At 63.9% G+C, this 18,039-nt stretch carries 16 protein-coding genes and 1 pseudogene; 11 read left to right on the top strand and 6 right to left on the bottom strand.

Annotated elements, in window-relative coordinates; genetic code table 11:
- The first annotated feature begins 186 nt into the window (after positions 1-186).
- Positions 187-768, top strand: a complete 582-nt coding sequence (locus AC04SI_RS26965; protein WP_404279626.1) for a TetR/AcrR family transcriptional regulator — start codon at positions 187-189, stop codon at positions 766-768.
- A gap of 299 nt (positions 769-1,067) precedes the next feature.
- Here the strand turns inward: AC04SI_RS26965 and AC04SI_RS26960 are convergent, their stop codons facing one another.
- From AC04SI_RS26960 to AC04SI_RS26940, 5 genes are all read right to left on the bottom strand, one after another.
- A complete protein-coding gene (locus AC04SI_RS26960; RefSeq protein ID WP_404279628.1) occupies positions 1,068-2,090 on the bottom strand; it encodes a LacI family DNA-binding transcriptional regulator in 1,023 nt (340 codons plus the stop codon).
- A gap of 50 nt (positions 2,091-2,140) precedes the next feature.
- A complete protein-coding gene (locus AC04SI_RS26955) occupies positions 2,141-2,935 on the bottom strand; it encodes an ATP-binding cassette domain-containing protein (protein WP_404279630.1) in 795 nt (264 codons plus the stop codon).
- Between the two features lie 3 nt (positions 2,936-2,938).
- On the bottom strand, positions 2,939-3,925 hold the full coding sequence (locus AC04SI_RS26950; RefSeq protein WP_192183041.1) for an ABC transporter permease subunit: 987 nt from the start codon (positions 3,923-3,925) through the stop codon (positions 2,939-2,941).
- 122 nt (positions 3,926-4,047) lie between these two features.
- Positions 4,048-4,980: a sugar ABC transporter substrate-binding protein gene (locus AC04SI_RS26945; protein ID WP_404279634.1), complete on the bottom strand. Its 933-nt coding sequence runs from the start codon at positions 4,978-4,980 to the stop codon at positions 4,048-4,050.
- Positions 4,981-5,280: 300 nt separating this feature from the next.
- On the bottom strand, positions 5,281-6,438 hold the full coding sequence (locus AC04SI_RS26940) for a fumarylacetoacetate hydrolase family protein (RefSeq protein WP_488475230.1): 1,158 nt from the start codon (positions 6,436-6,438) through the stop codon (positions 5,281-5,283).
- A 229-nt stretch (positions 6,439-6,667) separates the two neighbouring features.
- On the opposite strand from AC04SI_RS26940, the gene AC04SI_RS26935 reads away from it, so the two are divergent.
- The 9 genes and pseudogenes from AC04SI_RS26935 (at position 6,668) to ggt (ending at position 16,068) form a co-directional block, all read left to right on the top strand.
- Positions 6,668-7,951, top strand: a complete 1,284-nt coding sequence (locus AC04SI_RS26935) for an NAD(P)/FAD-dependent oxidoreductase (RefSeq protein WP_404279638.1) — start codon at positions 6,668-6,670, stop codon at positions 7,949-7,951.
- An 84-nt stretch (positions 7,952-8,035) separates the two neighbouring features.
- Positions 8,036-8,923, top strand: a complete 888-nt coding sequence (locus AC04SI_RS26930) for an ABC transporter permease (protein ID WP_404279640.1) — start codon at positions 8,036-8,038, stop codon at positions 8,921-8,923.
- Complete coding sequence (locus tag AC04SI_RS26925; protein ID WP_404279642.1) at positions 8,920-9,753, top strand: ABC transporter permease; 834 nt, start codon at positions 8,920-8,922, stop codon at positions 9,751-9,753. The genes AC04SI_RS26930 and AC04SI_RS26925 overlap by 4 nt, the downstream gene beginning before the upstream one ends.
- Before the next feature lie 26 nt (positions 9,754-9,779).
- Entirely contained in the window at positions 9,780-10,850 is a 1,071-nt protein-coding gene (locus AC04SI_RS26920; RefSeq protein ID WP_404279644.1) for an ABC transporter substrate-binding protein, read from the top strand.
- Between the two features lie 199 nt (positions 10,851-11,049).
- Positions 11,050-11,658, top strand: a complete 609-nt coding sequence (locus AC04SI_RS26915) for a cupin domain-containing protein (RefSeq protein WP_404279646.1) — start codon at positions 11,050-11,052, stop codon at positions 11,656-11,658.
- Positions 11,648-12,733 (top strand): ABC transporter ATP-binding protein, encoded by a 1,086-nt coding sequence (locus tag AC04SI_RS26910; RefSeq protein ID WP_404279648.1) that lies wholly within the window; start codon positions 11,648-11,650, stop codon positions 12,731-12,733. The genes AC04SI_RS26915 and AC04SI_RS26910 overlap by 11 nt, the downstream gene beginning before the upstream one ends.
- Positions 12,734-12,767: 34 nt before the next feature.
- Positions 12,768-14,195, top strand: coding sequence for an aldehyde dehydrogenase family protein (locus AC04SI_RS26905; RefSeq protein ID WP_404279650.1), 1,428 nt, complete (start codon positions 12,768-12,770; stop codon positions 14,193-14,195).
- Positions 14,196-14,240: 45 nt separating this feature from the next.
- Positions 14,241-14,462 (top strand): annotated as a pseudogene (locus AC04SI_RS26900) (ABC transporter permease); the annotation flags it as partial.
- Between the two features lie 19 nt (positions 14,463-14,481).
- Positions 14,482-16,068: a gamma-glutamyltransferase gene (gene ggt / locus AC04SI_RS26895; RefSeq protein WP_404279652.1), complete on the top strand. Its 1,587-nt coding sequence runs from the start codon at positions 14,482-14,484 to the stop codon at positions 16,066-16,068.
- An 85-nt stretch (positions 16,069-16,153) separates the two neighbouring features.
- Here the strand turns inward: ggt and AC04SI_RS26890 are convergent, their stop codons facing one another.
- The gene (locus tag AC04SI_RS26890; RefSeq protein WP_192183030.1) at positions 16,154-16,846 is read right to left on the bottom strand and encodes a FadR/GntR family transcriptional regulator; all 693 of its coding nucleotides are present in this window, start codon (positions 16,844-16,846) and stop codon (positions 16,154-16,156) included.
- A gap of 189 nt (positions 16,847-17,035) precedes the next feature.
- On the opposite strand from AC04SI_RS26890, the gene AC04SI_RS26885 reads away from it, so the two are divergent.
- Complete coding sequence (locus AC04SI_RS26885; protein ID WP_120014187.1) at positions 17,036-18,031, top strand: ABC transporter substrate-binding protein; 996 nt, start codon at positions 17,036-17,038, stop codon at positions 18,029-18,031.
- Positions 18,032-18,039 lie beyond the last annotated feature (8 nt).

Here is an 18,039-nt window from a genome sequence, read left to right as displayed (position 1 = left end):
CACCGGCCGAAGCCGCATGACATGCAGTGTTCTTGCCCTATTTCGTCCGGTAGGCCCCAACGGCGATACCTGTCGTTGACGGGAGGCAAGACGGGTGTTACCAGTAAGTAACATTCGTGACGTTACAGACCGGTAACACCCTAGTCAAGAGGTGCGCCGAATTTTTAGGGAGACAAGGAGACTTCGATGACAGACGGCACTACGGAACGCGTTCGGCCCCGGGATCGGATCCTGGAGACGGCACAGGACATGTTTCACAAACATGGCATTAAGGGCGTCGGCGTCGATGCCATCACCGAGGCCGCCGGCACCAACAAGATGACGCTCTACCGTCATTTCGAGTCCAAGGACGACCTGATCATCGAATGCCTGCGCGCCACCGCATGCAAGGCCGCCGCGATATGGGACGCATTCGAGGCCGAATATCCCGGCGACAAGCTCGGGCAATTGCATGCCTGGGTTCGCAAGGCCGCCGATATGCTCAACGCCGACAGCCGCGGCTGCGACATGGCCAATGCCGCCATCGAGCTCAGCGAGACCGATCATCCGGCGCGACGCGTCATCAAGGAACTCAAGGAAGCCCAGCGCGACCGCCTGGTGGCGCTCTGCCGCGACGCAGGCGTCGGCCAGGCCGAGCTTCTCGCCGACACGCTGTCGCTGCTGCTCGAGGGCGCGCGCGTCTCGATGCAGAGCGTCGGCGCCGAAGGCCCGAGCGCGCAGTTCGTGCGCATGGCGGAGGGTTTGATTGCGTCGTTCCGGGCGCGATAGGACCGACGCTTCGCGTTTTTGACGCTGAAGAATCCTGAATCTGTACCCGGAACGAAAAAAGCCCGCTGCCGGGAGGAGGTGGCAGCGGGCTCGATTTCGAATGAGACGCGGGAGGAGGTGCGCCGCATTCAGCGTCGGCATCGCATCTGGGAGGAGTAGATGGCCGACACCCAGATATCTACCGATTGCTTAATGATTCGGCAACCATAAAAGTTGCATAGCAGGTGTGCAGAATTGCCGCATCAGCCACCATTCCTCCGACAAATCCGGACAAAGCGACCTTGCTGCGGCGCACTAACCTATTGAACCGGCACGTTTTCCTTGAAGATCAGGCGTGGCTCGATGAATTTTTTCGTCAGGTAAGGCGCCGAAGACGCAATCGAGCCGAGCAGGCGGATGACCGACTGTTCGGCGATCAGCCGCGCATTCTGGTCGATGACGACATCGGCGATATCGTCGACCAGATAGCCGCGCGTTTCCCTGGTCAGGTCGTGGCAGATGAACACCGGCTTCTTCTTCGGCCTTGCCTCCAGCAGTGCTTTCGCCACGCCCGAGCGACCGGCGCCGACGCAATAGATGCCGAGCAATTCAGGCTCGTTGTGCAGCGCCTTCATCGTCGCGGTGTAGCTCACCTCCGGCTCGTCATTGATCTCGACGGCGCTCGAGACGCTGAGGTTGGGGAATTCCTCTGAGAGTACGGAGCGGAAGCCCATCTCGCGTTCCTCATGGCCGCGATAGGAGCGTGAGCCGACGACCATGGCCAGATGTCCGGTGCGGCCGCCGAGGAACCGTCCCATCAAAAGTGCCGCGGTGCGGCCGGCGACCCGGTTGTCGATGCCGACATAGGCCGAGCGCGGTGCCGCCGGAACGTCCGAGACCAGCGTGACCAGGCGGATGCCGGCCTCGACCACCTCGCGCAGGATGTTGCGCGTTCTCGGATGATCGACGGCGATGACGCCGACGCCGTTCGCCTTGAGCGAGAGGTTTTCGATGGCACCCTGCAGCGCGCCGGGCGCGATGCCGGCGAGGCTGTGGATGCGGCAGGATGCGACCAGCGGCAGGCGCGCGGCATAGTCCTCGATATGCTTGGCCAGATCGATCATGAAGGCGTTCGAGCCGATCGGCAGGAAGAATTCCAGATGCGCCGGCCTCGACGGCAACGCCACCTGGTCGACCACGGGCAGATAGCCGAGCTGCCTCGCCGCCTCCATCACGCGCTGCCGGTTGGCGGCGCTGGCGCCCGCGCGGTTGTTCAGCACCCGGTCGACCGTTGCGGTCGACAGCCCGCAGCTTCTGGCGATATCGGCAACGGTGGCTTTCATTGTCACAGTCATAGGAGCTGCTGCGATCCTGTGCCAGCGATGGGTGGTGCTCAGCCTGGCCGTTGCGTGTCCTCTGCGAGAGCCGCGCGGATTTCCTTGTCGGACATGCCGGTGATGATCCGCTCGACCTCGGCGACATTGGTCTTCTTCGGATCGATGTCGTCGGCCACGACCTTGCCCATGCGCATGACGACGATGCGGTCGACCACCTGGAAGACGTGATGGATGTTGTGGGCGATGAAGATGCAGGAGTGTCCGGAATCGCGGGCGTTGCGGACGAAGCTCAATACGCCTTGCGTCTCGGCGACGCCGAGATTGTTGGTCGGCTCGTCGAGGATGATCAGGTCGCTGTCGAAATGCATGGCGCGCGCGATCGCCACCGCCTGCCGCTCGCCGCCCGACAGCGAGCCGATCGGCGTGGTCGGCGGAATGTTCTTGGAGATGCCGACCTGCTTCAGCAGATCGCGGGCCACTACGTTCATCGCCTCCTGGTCCATGCGGTTGAGGAAGCGCGGCGGCTTGATCGGCTCGCGGCCGAGGAACAGGTTGCGGGCAATCGACAATTGCGTGACCAGTGCTGAATCCTGGTAGATCGTCTCGATGCCGTGGGCGATGGCATCGCTGGTGCTGCGCAGGTTCACCTTCTTGCCGCGGATGAAGATGTCGCCGCTGGTCAGCGGCACCGCGCCCGACAGCACCTTGATCAGCGTCGACTTGCCGGCGCCGTTGTCGCCGAGCAGCCCAACGATCTCCTGTTCATTGACGTGGAAATTGGCGTCCACCAGCGCCTGCACGCGCCCGTAGGACTTGCGGATGTTCGTCATGCGGATGAGCGGTTCAGCCATGGTTCACGTCCCTGCCTGATGCCGGCGTTCCAGCCACGAGTGGAGCGCCATCATGCCGAGGATGATGGCGCCGATGAAGATGTTGTAGGCAAGGCCGGGCACGCCGATCAGAACGATGCCGTTGCGCATCACGCGCAGGATCAGGATGCCGAGCACGGTGCCGATGATCGTGCCGCGTCCGCCGGTCAGCGCCGTGCCGCCGATCACCACCATGGCGATGACTTCCAGCTCATAGCCGGTGCCGCTGTTGGGATTGGCCGCCGAGGTGCGCAGCGAGGAAATGACGCCGGCAAGCGAAGCCATCAGCGACGACAGTACGAACAGGCCGATCTTGACGCCGTTGACGTTGACGCCGCGGGCGCGCGCCGCATTGGGGTTGCCGCCGGCGGCCTGGATCCAGTTGCCGGTGCGGCTCTGGGTCAGCACGTAGCCCAGCGCGATCGCGGCGGCGATGAACCAGAACAGCGACATGTAGACACGGAACGGGCCGATGAAGAAATCGCCGACCAGCGCTTCCGCCAGCCAGCTGCCTTCGGCGCTCCAGGTCCGCTGCGGGAATCCGTCGGTGACGAACAAAGCAGTGCCGCGCACCACCAGCAGCATGCCGAGCGTCACCAGGAAGGAGGGGATCTTGAGCTGCGTCACGAACCAGCCATTGACCAGCCCGATGAAGGTGGCGACGACCAGCGCAATGACGAGCCCCATCTCCAGCGAGGTGGCACCGCTGTTGAACAGCGTCCACATCAGCACCGGCGAGAAGCCGAACAGCGATCCGACCGAGAGGTCGAATTCGCCCGATGTCATCAAAAGCGTCATCGCCAGCGCGATCAGGCCGAGCTCGACGGTGAAGGCCAGTATGTTGGAGATATTCTGCGGCGACAGGAAGTCGGGATTGATACCCCAGAAGACGACGAGCTCGATGACGAGCAGGACGAATGGCCCGAATTCCGGCCTGCCGATCAGGCCTTGGATGAGGGAACGATTTTCCACGAGCAACCCGCGACATGAATGGAATGGGCTGAGACCTGCACCGTAGATGACGGCGCGGGGTCGGCGACGATAGCGTCCAGCGCCGCGCGTCGAAAGGCGCGCGGCGCTGGTAGTCGTGGGGCTTATTTGCCGGACAGGATCTTGTCGTACACTTCGGCGGTGTCCTTCTCGTAGAGCGCGCCGGTGATGACGTTGAAGCCCGGAGGAATGCCGCTGGCAGCCATGTTGGCCAGTGAAAGCGCGACATAGCTGGTCGCCTGCGGGTCCTGCCACTGGCCGGCATTGACGTAGCCGTTCAGCACTTCCTGCGTGGTGTCGAGCGAGTTGCCCCAGCCGACGACCGGGATTTCGCCAGGCTTGACGCCGACCTGGTCGAACACCCGCTTGATCGAGCCGGTGACGAGGTCGCCGAGGCCGATGATCGCCTTGACCTTGGCCTTGTTGGCGGTGAGATAATCGACCATGCGGTTGATCACTTCAGCCTGGTCGAGCGTGGCTTCGGTGATTTCGTAGGTGATGCCGAGCGGCTCGAACACGCTCTTGATGCCTTCCTCTTCCTGCACGCCATAAGTGGCGCCGGGAACTTCGACCGGCATCCAGACGAAATCGCCCTTCTTCACCAGGCCCTTGTCGACCAGATACTGCGCCCAGTGCTTGCCGAAGGTGACATTGTCGCCACCGACATAGGCATTGAAATTGGCTTTCGGGTCAGGCGTGTTGAAGTTGATGATCGGGATCTTGGCAGCGCGCGCTTCCTTGACGATCTCGACCAGGCTGCCCGGGTCGGGGCTGGTGGTGACGATGCCGTCTGCCTTGGCCGAGATGGCGGCACGCACCGCCTCCTGCTGCGAGGCCACGTCGTTATTGTGGAACGAGGTGTTGACGGTGTTGCCGGTGTCCGTCGCCCATTGCTTGGCGCCGGCCAGGAAGTAGGTCCAGACCGGGTCGGCCGGGCCGCCATGCGAAATCCAGTAGAACGTCTTGGCCTGCGCCATTGCCGGAATGGCAAGCGCCATGATCAAGCCAAGCACGAGCAGTCTTAGCCTCGTCAGCATTTGATTTCCTCCCATGTTGAAAACGACCTCCCCATCAGGCGCGAAGCGGCCAACGGACCGCATCTCCAACCAGCACCGACCGGGCGCTCTAAGAGCATTCCCTTTTTCGGCCACTGGCAAGCCTCCATCTGCCAATGGACGTTGGCGCACGGCACAGCGCCATCAGCAATCCCATCAGATCGCATCAGTTGAGGTGATATTTTCCGGAAGCTCGGAGCCTCGTCGGCACGGACCGTCAACCTCGCCCGCCGAACCGTCCAGGCATTCAGCAAGGAAAGGGTCGCAGGCGACGCGGGCCGGCTAGATCAAACCTGCCTTGGCGAGGTCGCGCATGAGATGGCTGGCGCCATAGGTCCAGTGCGGGCAATCGGGCGACAGCCGCACACGATTGACCAGCGCGCCGAATTTCTCCGACGAGATGGTGACGATGTCGCCGACCTTGTGGGTAAAACCTTTGCCCTTTTCGCCGCGATCCTTCGACGGCACGAACATGGTGCCGAGATAGAGCGCGAGCCCATCCGGATACTGGTGGTGCGGACCCATGGCGGCTGCGACCAGTTCTTCCGGCGAGCGGCTGATCTCGGCCATCGAGCTAGCGCCCTCCAGCGAAAACCCGTCCTCGCCCTCGACCTTCAGGCGCACGATGGCCTGCTTCACGTCCTCGATGGAGAAGGTGTCGTCGAACAGCCGGATGAACGGGCCGAGCGACGCCGAGGCATTGTTGTCCTTGGCCTTGCCGAGCAGCAGCGCCGAACGTCCCTCGACGTCGCGCAGATTGACGTCGTTGCCGATCGTGGCGCCGACGATGCTGCCGCTGCTGGCGGCGATCATGGCGATCTCCGGTTCCGGATTGTTCCAGGTCGACACTGGATGCAGCCCGACATCGGCGCCGAAACCCACCGAGGCCATCGGCTGGCATTTGGTGAAGATCTCCGCGTCGGGACCGATGCCCACTTCCAGATATTGCGACCAGGCGCCGCGCTGGATCAGCTTGGCCTTGATCTCCATCGCTTCGGGCGAGCCTGGCTTCAGTTTGGAAAGATCATGGCCGATCAGGCCGGCAATGTCGGCGCGGATGGCGTCGGCCTTTTCCGCCGAGCCGCGCGCCTGCTCCTCGATGACCCGTTCGAGCAGGCTGACGACGAAGGTGACGCCGGAGGCCTTGACCGCCTGCAGGTCGACCGGGGAGAGCAGATAGGGTTTTGCCCGATCGCGCGTCGCCGCGAAACTGTTGGCGGCGATCGCGTCGAGCGAACCGATCGGCTTGCCCTTGGCGGTGCGAACATGGCCTGCGGGGTCCGCCATTTCGCAGACATCGCGAACGGTTGGCGCCGTGCTTGATGTGATGTCGAAGACCGTGCCGTCGCGCACCGTGACCACCAGCGGATAGGACGCTTCGCCTGTCCGAGCACGGCCGATGAACAGGCCGTCGGCGGGCAGGTGGCTTGGATTGATCATGGCTGCGGTTCTCCCAGTCTGGTTACGGCGGTCCGCCTTGGTTGAAAGGCGGGCCGATCGGCGCGGCACTTTCGTCGGATTCCGGTCAAAGGTCTATCCCGTTCGTGATGCGGTTTTCGATGGCGCCGGCCGGCAAATACCCACAGGCGTCGCAACAAGATCGAAACGCTCTTTCAAATATGTGAAATCGACAATAGGATTTTCACGCACAATCAACCTCAGGTGATCCTTGCCCGCACCGTTTTCCGATCCGATCTGGCAAAAGCCCAAGGCTGTATCGGCATTCCCGTCGCTTTTTCCGGCCGGCAGCCCTGTCGATGTCGTCATCGTCGGCGGCGGCATCATGGGCCTGTCGACCGCCTTGCACGCGGCGCGCCTCGGTCTTGCAGTCCAGGTACTGGAGGCCGGCGCGATCGGAGAGGGCGCATCGGGGCTGAATGGCGGCCAAGTCATCCCCGGCCTGAAGTATGATCCGGAATGGCTGCTTGAGCATTTCGGGCTCGAACGCGGCGAGGCGCTGGTCAATTTTGCCGCCTCGACAGCCGATGCGGTGTTCGACCTGATCCGCGACGAGAGACTGGCGGTGCCGTTCGTTCGCAATGGCTGGATCCAGGCCGCGCACACCGAGACCGCGCTGAAGGCGGCAGCCAACCGGGATAGGCAGTGGCGGGCGCGTGGTGCCGATGTTGAGCTTCTGAGCCAAGCGGAAATCGCGGCGATGACTGGCGCGCAGGGCTATCTCGGCGGCTGGCTCGACCGCCGCGCCGGCGTCATCGACCCGCTCGCCTATACATCGGAACTGGCGCGCGTTGCCACAGCCGCCGGCGCCCGGATCGCCGAGCGCCAGAAGGTGGTGAAACTTGCCAAGGACGCCGGCTTTTGGCGCGTCTCGACCGCAAACGGCGCCGAATTGCGGGCGAAGGCGGTTGTCCTTGCAACCAACGCCTATACAGGCGGCCTGCTTCCTGGCCTGGCCCAGACCATCGTGCCGCTGCATTCGTTCCAGATCGCGACGGCGCCGTTGTCTTCCAATCTCGCGGCGACGATTCTGCCGGAAGGGCAAGCAGTGTCGGATTCGCGCCGCATCCTCGTCTACTACCGCAAGAGCGCCGACGGCCGGCTGGTCCTGGGTGGGCGCGGCCGCATGGCGCTGCCGACCAGTGAGGGTGACTGGGCGCATCTCGAACGGGCGCTGGTCAGGCTCTATCCTGCGCTTGCCGGCGTTGCGATAGAAAAACGCTGGTTCGGCCGTGTGGCGATGACGCCGGACCATCTGCCGCATATCCACGAGCCGGAGCCGGGCCTGCTCGCCGTGGTCGGCTGCCAGGGCCGCGGCGTCGGCCTGATGACCGCGCTCGGCGGGCGCATGGCGAGCTATCTTACCAACGGCGATATCAACCAGTTGCCGTTCCCGCTGACGCCGATCCGGCCGATCCCGTTCCACGCTTTCCGCCAGATTGGCGTCGCCGCGACGATCGCCTGGTATCGGATGCTGGACGCCTTCGAACGCTGATTTCATGGCTAGCCATGAATCAGCTTGACAGTTTCACGAATATGAAAAAGCTAAGTCGATTTCATAATTCCGTTGGACGGTTCGATGTCGACCATCGCAGCAGGGCAGTCGCTGCCGGAATCCCGCACTTCGCCGGGCTTCCATCTTGCCATGCTGCTCCCGGGCGGACTGGTCACCTTCTTCCTAATCCTGTTTGCCCTCGGCCTCGTGCTTTTCTTGGCCTTCCGCGGCAATGACGGCTCGCTGCTCGGTGCTGGCCTGACCATCGCGAACTTCGCCACCGTGGCGTCCGATCCGCTCTACTGGACGGTGACGCTACGTTCACTGGCAATCGCCGGCCTGGTGACGCTTGCCACGGTGGTGACTGCCTATCCCGTCGCCTATTATCTCGTCTTCCACGCCGGGCGGCGGCGCGGCCTTTTGCTGTTGCTGGTGACGCTGCCGTTCTGGACCAGCTATCTCTTGCGCGTCTTCGCCTGGAAGATCGTGCTCGCTTATAATGGCGTGCTGAACTCGGCGCTGATCGAAAGCGGCATCTGGTCCGAGCCGACGCTTGCCTTCCTCAACACGCCGGCCGCGGTCGTCGTCACGCTCGCCCACGCCTATGCGCCCTTCGCCATCCTGCCCATCTATGTGGCTCTCGACACCATTCCGAAGTCGCTGCTCGAAGCCGCCTCCGATCTTGGCGCCAGGCCGCTCACCTCTTTCCGCCGCGTCGTGCTGCCGAATTCGATGCCGGGCGTGCTGGCGGCGGCCCTCGTCGTCTTCGTGCCGACGGTCGGCGACTATGTGACGCCTGCCATGGTCGGCGGTCCGGCCAGCACCATGATCGGCTCGCTGATCCAGTCCGAGTTCGGTAAGGCCAATGACTGGCCGTTCGGCGCCGCCCTTTCGGTTTGCGTCATGCTGGTCATCCTCTGCGTGGTTCTGGTCGCGCGCGGCGCCGACCGCAGATTTGGCAGCCGCACATGAGCACGGCGCGCACCGAGGCCAATGCAGGCGGCCGCTGGCTCGGCGCCTATGTGCTTGCCTATCTGGTCTTCCTCTATCTGCCGATCCTGCTGATCCCGCTGTTTTCCTTCAACGATTCCATCCAGGCGGCGTTTCCGCTGCAAGGTTTTACGCTGCAATGGTACGCGACGCTCTACGGCAATCCGGCCCTGTCGGGCGCTTTGGCCAACAGCCTCATCATCGGCACCATCGCCGCCAGCGGCGCTACTCTCTGCGGTATCACCGTGTCCTACATGGACCTCTATGGCCGCTCGCCGCTGGCCGCCATCATCAGCGCCATTGCCCGGCTGCCGATCCTCATTCCCGGCGTCATCGTCGGCATTTCGCTGCTGATCCTGGTCAACCTCGTCGGCTTCGGCCCGTCGCGCGTCGCTATCGTGCTCGGCCACATATTGGTGGCGCTGCCGACGACGGTGGTGGTCATGCGCAGCCGCTTCGCCGCCATTCCGAAAACCATCCGCGAGGCGGCACTTGACCTTGGCGCCTCCGACTGGACGACGTTCCGGCGCGTCATGCTGCCGCTCAGCCTGCCGGCTGTGCTGTCGGCTTTCATGCTGGCTTTCCTGACCTCCTTCGACGAGTTCATCGTCGTCTTCTTCCTGGCCGGCACCGAGCCGACGCTGCCGCTCTACATCTGGAGCCAGCTGCGCTTCCCGCGCTCGCTGCCGACCGTCATGGCGCTGGGCACCGCGATCCTCGTCGCGTCCTTCATCATCGCCGCCTTCGCCGAAATTCTGCGCCACCGCGGGCTCGGGACCGCCCGCCGGACAGCCGCCGCCAATCCAGCCTGATCATAACAACGAAGAGGAGAACGAAAATGGCATTCGACCTGAAATCGATCACCGGAAACAAGGCGCGGGCCGGCCTCGCCGCACTCGCGCTGGCGCTTTCGTCGACAGTCGCCTTCGCCGGCGACAAGCTGCAATATTTCACCTGGTCGGGCTACGAACTGCCCGACTTCAACAAGAGCTTCCTTGCCGCCCATCCCGATGGCGTCGAGGCCTCGATCTTCGGCGACGACGACGACGCCTTCACCAAGGTCAAGGCAGGCTTCCGCCCCGACGTCGCGCATCCCTGCTACGACAAGGTGGCGCGCTGGAACAAGGAAGGCCTGCTGCAGCCGATCGACACCAAGCGCATCAAGAACTGGGATTCGATCTTCCCCGTCTTCAAGAACCTGCCCGACCTGCAGGCCGGCGATGGCAAGGTCTGGATGGTGCCGTGGGACTGGGGCAACACCTCGATCCTCTACCGCACCGACCTGGTGAAGGATCCCGAAGCGAGCTGGAACCTGCTGTGGGACAAACAATATGCCGGGCGCATGGCGACAATCGATGCCGTGCATGACACGCCAGTCGTGGCGGCGCTTCTCGCCGGCGTCAATCCGTTCGACATGACGCCCGAACAGATGGACAAGGTGGCGGAGAAGCTGCGCGAGCAGCGCCCGCTGCTCTCCAACTACACCACTGACATGACCTCGGTGGAGCAGGCGCTGGCCAGCGGCCAGCTGGTCGCCGCCATGACCTGGAACGCGTCGGCCACTTCGCTGAAGAAGCAGGGCGTGCCGGTCGAGTTCATGAAGCCGAAGGAAGGCATGCTGACCTGGGCCTGCGGCTTCGTCATGCTCAAGGACGCCAAGAATGTCGACCTCGCCTATGACTTCATCAACAGCCGGCTGGAGACAGATTCCGGCAAATACCTGATCCAGGCCTATGGCTATGGCAGTTCGACCAGCTCGGCCTTCGCCGCCGTGCCGAAGGAGGAACTGGACAAGCTGCAGCTGCCGTCCGACCCGGAGGTGATCCTGAAGACCACCGTCTTCACCGGGCCGATGAAGCAGAATGACGATCTCGCCAAGATGTTCGAGAAGGTCAAGGCGGGCGGGTGAGGCCGGTCTTTCCTTCTCCCTTTGTGGGAGAAGGTGGATCGGCGCGCAGCGCCGAGACGGATGAGGGGTGCGTGACGGATCGCCGTCTTTGCCAAGCTGGAACACCCCTCATCCGTCGCCTTCGGCGACACCTTCTCCCACAAGGGAGAAGGGGGAGCCTTACAGCGCCGCGCCGTTAAAGAGCAACGAGGACGAACGGATGGACATGCTGGACGAGGCGGCTGAAAGGCCGAAGGACGATGCCGACGTGTGGGTCGGCCGGCGCGTGCGGGCGCTGCGGCTGGAGCGCAACCTGTCGCTGGCCGAGCTTGCCGCCAAGGCCGGCGTGTCGATCGGGGCGCTGAGCCAGATCGAGCGTGGTATGTCCTCGCTGCGCGTCAAAGTGATCTGGCCGCTCGCCGCCGCTTTGGACATCGAGCCGTCGGCACTGATCGCCGACGGCAACGATGCCGTCAACGATCTCTACTGCGTGCGCGCCGACAAGCGGCGGCAGATCCCGGTGAAGTCGGAGGGCATCGCCAAGGCGCTGCTGTCGCCGCCCGCCGCCACGCTCACCGGCATGCTGGTGAGCGTCGAGGCCGGCGGCGGCACCGCCGAAGCCTATGCGCATGCCGGCCATGAGTTCGGCTATGTCCTGTCGGGCGAGGTCGAGCTGGTGGTGGATTCGACCACCTACGGGCTGAAGACCGGCGACAGTTTTGCGTTCAAGAGCACGCTTTTGCACGCCTTCCGCAACCCGGGTGTCGAGCGCTGCCAGATCCTGTGGGTCAACACGACAAAACCATCGGAGGTGCGCGATGGCGCCTGATGCCCTGGTGCGGCTGGATGCGGTCTCGAAGATTTTCCCCGGCGGCATCGTCGGGCTTGACGCCGTCGACCTCGACATCGCCCGCGGCGAATTCCTGACCTTGCTTGGACCCTCCGGCTGCGGCAAGACCACCAGCCTCAGGGTGATCGCCGGTTTCGAGAGCCCGTCGAGCGGCAAGGTGTTGCTCGAAGGCCGCGACATCACCGCGCTCAGGCCATTCGACCGGCCGGTCAACACCGTGTTCCAGGACTATGCGCTGTTCCCGCACATGAACGTCACTGAGAATGTCGGCTTCGGCCTGTCGCTGCGCAAGCTGTCCGGCACGCAACAGGCCAAGCGCGTCGGCGAAGCGCTCGACATGGTCGGCCTCGGCGACAAGATCGGCGCCCGCGTGTCTGAGCTCTCGGGCGGCCAGCGCCAACGCGTCGCGCTCGCCCGCGCCATTGTCTGCGAACCGCGCGTGCTGTTGCTCGACGAGCCGCTGTCGGCGCTCGACGCGCATCTGCGCGAGCAGATGCAGGTCGAACTGAAGCGGCTTCAGTCAAGGCTCGGCACCACCTTCGTCATGGTCACCCACGACCAGACCGAGGCGCTGTCGATATCCGACCGCATCGTCGTCATGAACAAGGGCCGCATCGAGCAGATCGCGCCGCCGGCGACGCTCTACGACCGGCCCGCCACCAAATTCGTTGCCAGCTTCATCGGCACGATGAACCTGTTGCAGTCGCGCTTTGTCGGCCGCGACGGCGACCGCCTGCGCTTCGCCGCTGGCACGTTGCCCTTGGAGGCTGTTTTGGAAGCCGGCGAGGCACCCGGCGAAGGCGCTGTACGCACCATCGGCGTGCGTCCCGAGGATTTGCTGGTGGCAACCGAGGCGGCCTCCGGCACCGCGCCGGCGCGGGTCAACAGCATCGTCTTCCACGGCCGCACCTTGCGCTTGCATGCCGAACTGGGGCAGGGGATGCCGGTGGTGATCGACGCGCCGCGCCGGGCCGAGGGTTTTCAATTCAGCGTCGGTGACGTGGCGCATATCAGCCTGCGCCGTGGCGCCAACTGCCCTATGCTCTCCAGCTAATCTCCTCGACATTTCCAGATAACGGAGCCCTATCATGAGCAATCATCTGAATTTCTTCATCGACGGCAAATGGGTAGCGCCCGTGGCGCCGGCAACGCTGGACGTTATCGACCCCTCCACCGAAGAGGCCTACACCAAGATATCCGTTGGCTCGAAGGCCGACGTCGACAAGGCGGTCGCTGCCGCCAAGGCCGCCTTCCCGTCTTTCTCGCAGACCAGCAAGGCCGAGCGCCTGACGCTCCTGAAGCGCATCCTCGAAGTCTACAACGAGCGCTACGAGGACATCGCCCAGGCCGTCAGCCAGGAGATGGGCGCGCCGATCACCTGGGCGCGCGAGGCGCAGGTCTGGGCGGGCAGGGCGCATATGGAAGCCACCATCAAGGCGCTGGAGGATTACGATTTCAGCGAGAAGCGCGGCGGCACCATGGTGGTTAAGGAGCCGATCGGCGTCTGCGCGCTGATCACGCCCTGGAACTGGCCGCTCAACCAGATCGTCTGCAAGGTAGCCCCCGCCATCGCCGCCGGCTGCACCGTGGTGCTGAAGCCCTCCGAAATCGCGCCGATCAGCGGCATCGTCTTCTCCGAAGTGATGGACGCTGCCGGCACGCCGAAGGGCGTCTACAACATGATCAACGGCACCGGCCCCGATGTCGGCCAGATCATGGCCGGCCATCCCGATGTCGACATGGTTTCGTTTACGGGTTCGACCCGCGCCGGCATCATCGTCGCCAAGACGGCGGCCGAGACGGTCAAGCGCGTGGCGCAGGAGCTTGGCGGCAAGTCGGCCAACATCGTGCTGCCGGATGCCGACTTCGAGGCCGCCGTGCGCCAGGGCGTCAATGCCTGTTTCGGCAACAGCGGCCAGTCCTGCGATGCGCCGACGCGCATGCTGGTGCCGGCCGGCCGCCATGACGAGGCGCTGGCGATCGCCAAGCAGGCGGCCGAAGCGCACAAGGTCGGCGATCCGCGCTCGGAAGAGACCAAGCTCGGACCGGTGGTCTCCAACATCCAGTTCGACAAGATCCAGCGGCTGATCGAGGCCGGCATCAAGGAAGGTGCCACGCTCGTCACTGGCGGTCCCGGCCGCCCCGAGCATCTGAACCGCGGCTACTATGTGCGCCCGACCGTGTTCGGCCACGTCACGCCGGGCATGACCGTCGAGAAGGAAGAGATCTTTGGGCCCGTGCTCTCGGTCATTTCCTACAATGACGAGGACGAGGCGGTGAAGATCGCCAACGACACCGTCTACGGCCTTGCCGCCTATGTGCAGTCGCAGGACATCGATCGCGCCCGCAAGATCGCAGCCCGCCTACGCGCCGGCCAGGTGTCGATCAACTATCCGGAGTGGGACACGTTCGCGCCCTTCGGTGGCTACAAGCAGTCCGGCAACGGCCGTGAGTATGCGGACTGGGCCATCCACGACTTCCTCGAGGTCAAGGGCATCATCGGCTACGGCGCCTGACGTCTGGCGTTACGCTTCCCAGTGCGATGCGCCGGGAAAGCTGCCTTCTCGATCGTGTCGGGCGCGCTGTTTGCCTTCATCACCTCCTTCGACGAGGTGGTCGTGTCGCTGTTCATTTCCGGCGGGGAGACCACGACGCTGACGCGCCGCATGTTCAACGCGCTGCGCGACCAGATCGATCCGACCATTGCCGCCATTTCGACTTGCCTGATCGTGCTATCGATCGTTTTGTTGTCCGCCGCGCAGATCTTCGGCCGCGGGCGTTAAGCAGGGATACCCAGAAAGCATGCGTGATTTCCAGTTTCCAGGCCGCTCGCCGGTCCGCGCCACCGAGGCGATGGCCGCAACCTCGCATCCGCTCGCGACACTAGCCGCCATCGACATGCTGCGCTCCGGCGGCAACGCCATGGACGCCGCCGTCTGCGCCGCCGCCGTCCAGGCGGTGGTCGAGCCGCAATCGACCGGCATTGGCGGCGATTGTTTTGTCCTCTACTGCCCGAAAGGGCAGGGCGAGGTGCTGGCCTTCAACGGTTCGGGTCGCGCGCCCGCCGCCGCGACCGTCGACTGGTATCTGGAGAACGGCTTTAGCGAGCTTCCCAAGCAAGGTCCGCACGCGGTAACCGTGCCGGGCGCAGTCGACGCCTGGTGCCGGCTGTTGGCCGATCATGGCCGCAAGGGCATCGCCGACGCTCTCGCGCCTGCCATCCACTACGCCGAGAACGGCTATGTCGTGCACGACCGCGTCGCCTTCGACTGGGAAGATCCGGAAACTGATCTGTCGCTCGATGAGGCGGCGGCGCGCATCTTCCTGCCCGGTGGCAAGCCGCCGAAAGCCGGCGATGTTCACCGCCAGCCGCAATTGGCCGCGACGCTGCGCATCATCGCTAAGAGCGGCCGCGCCGGTTTCTATGAAGGCGCGGTGGCGGAAGACATTGTCGGCCGACTCCGGCAGCTCGGCGGACTGCATACGCTGGATGATTTCGCCGCGACAAGGGGCGACTACAAGACGCCGGTCGGCACCTCCTATGGCGGCTACGGCATTCATCAGATGCCACCGAACAACCAGGGGCTGACGGCGCTGCTGATGCTGAATGTGCTCTCCGGCTTCGAGCTCGGCGCGCTCGATCCCAACGGTGCCGAGCGCCTGCATCTGGAGATCGAGGCGGGGCGGCTGGCTTACCGCGATCGCGACAATCTCATCGGCGATCAGGACCATGTCGCGGTGCCGGTGAAGGAGCTTCTGTCCGGCGCCTATGCCGACAGGCTGCGCGCCGCGATCGACCGCGAGCACGCGATGACGCATCTGCCTCGCTTGGAACTGCCGGGCAGCGACACGGTCTACATCTCCATCGTCGACCGCGACTTGAATGCCGTGAGCTTCATCAACTCGACCTACTATTCCTTCGGCAGTGGTGTTGTCGGTCCGAGGACCGGCGTCATGCTGCAGAACCGTGGCTCCAGCTTTCGGCTCAATCCGAAGCACCCCAATTGCATCGCACCCGGCAAGCGGCCGATGCACACGATCATGCCCGGCATGATGACCAAGAATGGCCGCGCGGTGATGCCGTTTGGCGTCATGGGCGGCGGCTACCAGCCGTTCGGCCATGTCCACCTGCTCACCAACATGATCGACTTCGGCATGGACCCGCAGCAGGCGCTGGACGCGCCGCGCGTCTTCTACAACAACGACGTCGTCGAGGCGGAGCGAAGCGTTCCGGCCGACGCGATTGAGGGCTTGCGCCGGCGCGGCCATCAGGTGATCGAGCCCGATCACCCTCTGGGCGGCGGGCAGGCGGTGCTGATCGATTGGGAGAAGGGAACGCTGACCGGCGCGTCCGACCCGCGCAAGGATGGAATGGCGCTCGGCTATTGAGGCCATACGATTCTGGCGCCCGATAGGATCACGCTCACCCCATGACGGGCTGAGCCGACTGATCGTCGAAACGGCAGCGCAGTTACTATTCAGCCGCCTCATGTGCCGGAATCAAACGCCGACCAACCTGCACCAGATGCAGGCGCATCGCGGCCGCGGCGCCCGCAAGATCGCGGTCGGCAATTGCCTCCACGATCTTCTCGTGGTCGGCGAAACTGTGATGGTCGGCCGGGGGGCGCGTGCCATCGGCACGCAGACGGCCCCAGACCACGGTACGCCGCACCGCGTTCAGCACGTCGAACAGGCCGAGCAGCACGTTGTTGCTGCTCGCCTCAGCGATCTGGCGGTGGAGCAGATTGTCGATGTTTTCATACTGCCGCCACGTCGCCGCTTCGCGGGTCTGGGCGAGGGATTTCCGCATCGCGGCTATATCGTCAAGCGTGGCGTGCAGGGCTGCCTCGCGCGCGATTTCCGGCTCGATGATAAGGCGCGCGCGCATCACATCGGCGGGGTTGGTGCGCCCGGCGATTTCCGAAATGCCGATCGTCTCTTCGATCGGGCCGCTTCCGACGAAGGTGCCCTTGCCGACGTGACGCCAGATGCGGCCGTCCTTCTCAAGCACCGCCAGAGCCTTGCGCAAATCGCCCCGCGAAACGCCGAGACTTTCGCAAAGCTCCCGTTCGGCCGGCAGCCGCGTCTCGCCGGAAAGGTCCATCTGCGCCAGATAGGCCTGAAGCTGTACCAGCGCTGCGTGACCGCCGTCTCCGACAATGTCCATTGGTTTAACCAATTCGCCGATTGATTCCTATCCTTGGTGATAAATCGATAGCGTGAGGCCGTCAATATCCGAACTGCGAACCGCGGATCGTGTGTTAACTTGGTCGAAGGCGAATTATTGCTTGACCAATCTGACCAAAATCCTTAACCATTTGCAATATTGGTTACACGAAAAACGGGAGGAATCAACATGACCAAGCTGTCCAGGCGTGCCGTCCTTGCAACAGCGCTCGCCGCGGCGATCGGCAGTGCAATGTCGATCGAGGCTGCCAGCGCCGGCGATATGCGGATCGCGTTCGGGGATTTGCCGGGAATCGAATCCATCCAGACGCTCACCGCCATCGAACGCGCGAAGGAACGCGGAGTAAACGTCGAACTGATCGTGCTCAACGATGAAGACCTGGCCGCCCAAGCCATCGTCGGCAACCAGGCAGATGTCGGCATCGGTGCACCCTACACGCTGATCCAGAAGGCGGGCGTGCCTATTCGCCTGTTCGCGCAGATTTCGACGCTGCGCTTTTTCCCGGTGGTCAACAGTGAGTTCTACAAGGAGTGGAAGGATCTGGACGGACAGGACGTGGCGGTGCAGGCGCGCGGCTCCGGCACCGAGGCCGTCATGCTGCTGATGGCCAAGACCCACGGCATCAAGCTCGGCACTGTCAGCTACGTCCCCGGCTCCGAGGTCCGGCGCAATGCGCTTATCCAGGGCACCCTGAAAGCCTCGATCGTCGACGCGGCCAATCGGCGCGCGCTCGAGGCGGAAGCGCCCGGCAAGTTCATCGTGCTGCCGGTCGATGACCTCAGCGCCACCGACGAAGGTCTGTTCGCCACCGCCGACTATCTGAAGAACAATGCCGCCGATGTCGATATCCTCGTCGAGGAACTGATGAAGACGGGGCGCGAGATCACCGAGAACCCCGCCGTCGCAGTTGAGTTTCGCAACAAGTACAAGCTGCTGCCCGACCTTGGCGCAGACGCTGACGCGGAAATTTCCGAGTACTACAAGGAATCGGCCACCGCCGGCAGCCTGGTGCTGAACGGCGGCGGAGCGGAGGCCGCAGCCGACGATTTTGCGTTCTTCAGCCTTGCCGGCCAGATCGAAGGCGAGCCGGCCTCCCTCAAGGTCGAGGATTTCTGGGATGTCGCTGCTATCGACCGCGCCGTCGCCAAGCTCGGCAAGAAATAGGTCCGGCG

The sequence above is a fragment of the Mesorhizobium sp. CNPSo 4689 genome, assembly GCF_057784325.1.
This window is presented reverse-complemented; position numbering and strand designations above follow the sequence as displayed.

Excerpts from the sequence above, each read along its gene's own strand:
- AC04SI_RS26965 (WP_404279626.1), top strand. The coding sequence starts at position 187 with ATGACAGACGGCACTACGGAACGCGTTCGGCCCCGGGATCGGATCCTG.
- AC04SI_RS26960 (WP_404279628.1), bottom strand. The coding sequence starts at position 2,090 with ATGAAAGCCACCGTTGCCGATATCGCCAGAAGCTGCGGGCTGTCGACC.
- AC04SI_RS26955 (WP_404279630.1), bottom strand. The coding sequence starts at position 2,935 with ATGGCTGAACCGCTCATCCGCATGACGAACATCCGCAAGTCCTACGGG.
- AC04SI_RS26945 (WP_404279634.1), bottom strand. The coding sequence starts at position 4,980 with ATGCTGACGAGGCTAAGACTGCTCGTGCTTGGCTTGATCATGGCGCTT.
- AC04SI_RS26940 (WP_488475230.1), bottom strand. The coding sequence starts at position 6,438 with ATGATCAATCCAAGCCACCTGCCCGCCGACGGCCTGTTCATCGGCCGT.
- AC04SI_RS26930 (WP_404279640.1), top strand. The coding sequence starts at position 8,036 with ATGTCGACCATCGCAGCAGGGCAGTCGCTGCCGGAATCCCGCACTTCG.
- AC04SI_RS26925 (WP_404279642.1), top strand. The coding sequence starts at position 8,920 with ATGAGCACGGCGCGCACCGAGGCCAATGCAGGCGGCCGCTGGCTCGGC.
- AC04SI_RS26920 (WP_404279644.1), top strand. The coding sequence starts at position 9,780 with ATGGCATTCGACCTGAAATCGATCACCGGAAACAAGGCGCGGGCCGGC.
- AC04SI_RS26915 (WP_404279646.1), top strand. The coding sequence starts at position 11,050 with ATGGACATGCTGGACGAGGCGGCTGAAAGGCCGAAGGACGATGCCGAC.
- AC04SI_RS26910 (WP_404279648.1), top strand. The coding sequence starts at position 11,648 with ATGGCGCCTGATGCCCTGGTGCGGCTGGATGCGGTCTCGAAGATTTTC.
- AC04SI_RS26905 (WP_404279650.1), top strand. The coding sequence starts at position 12,768 with ATGAGCAATCATCTGAATTTCTTCATCGACGGCAAATGGGTAGCGCCC.
- ggt (WP_404279652.1), top strand. The coding sequence starts at position 14,482 with ATGCGTGATTTCCAGTTTCCAGGCCGCTCGCCGGTCCGCGCCACCGAG.
- AC04SI_RS26890 (WP_192183030.1), bottom strand. The coding sequence starts at position 16,846 with ATGGACATTGTCGGAGACGGCGGTCACGCAGCGCTGGTACAGCTTCAG.
- AC04SI_RS26885 (WP_120014187.1), top strand. The coding sequence starts at position 17,036 with ATGACCAAGCTGTCCAGGCGTGCCGTCCTTGCAACAGCGCTCGCCGCG.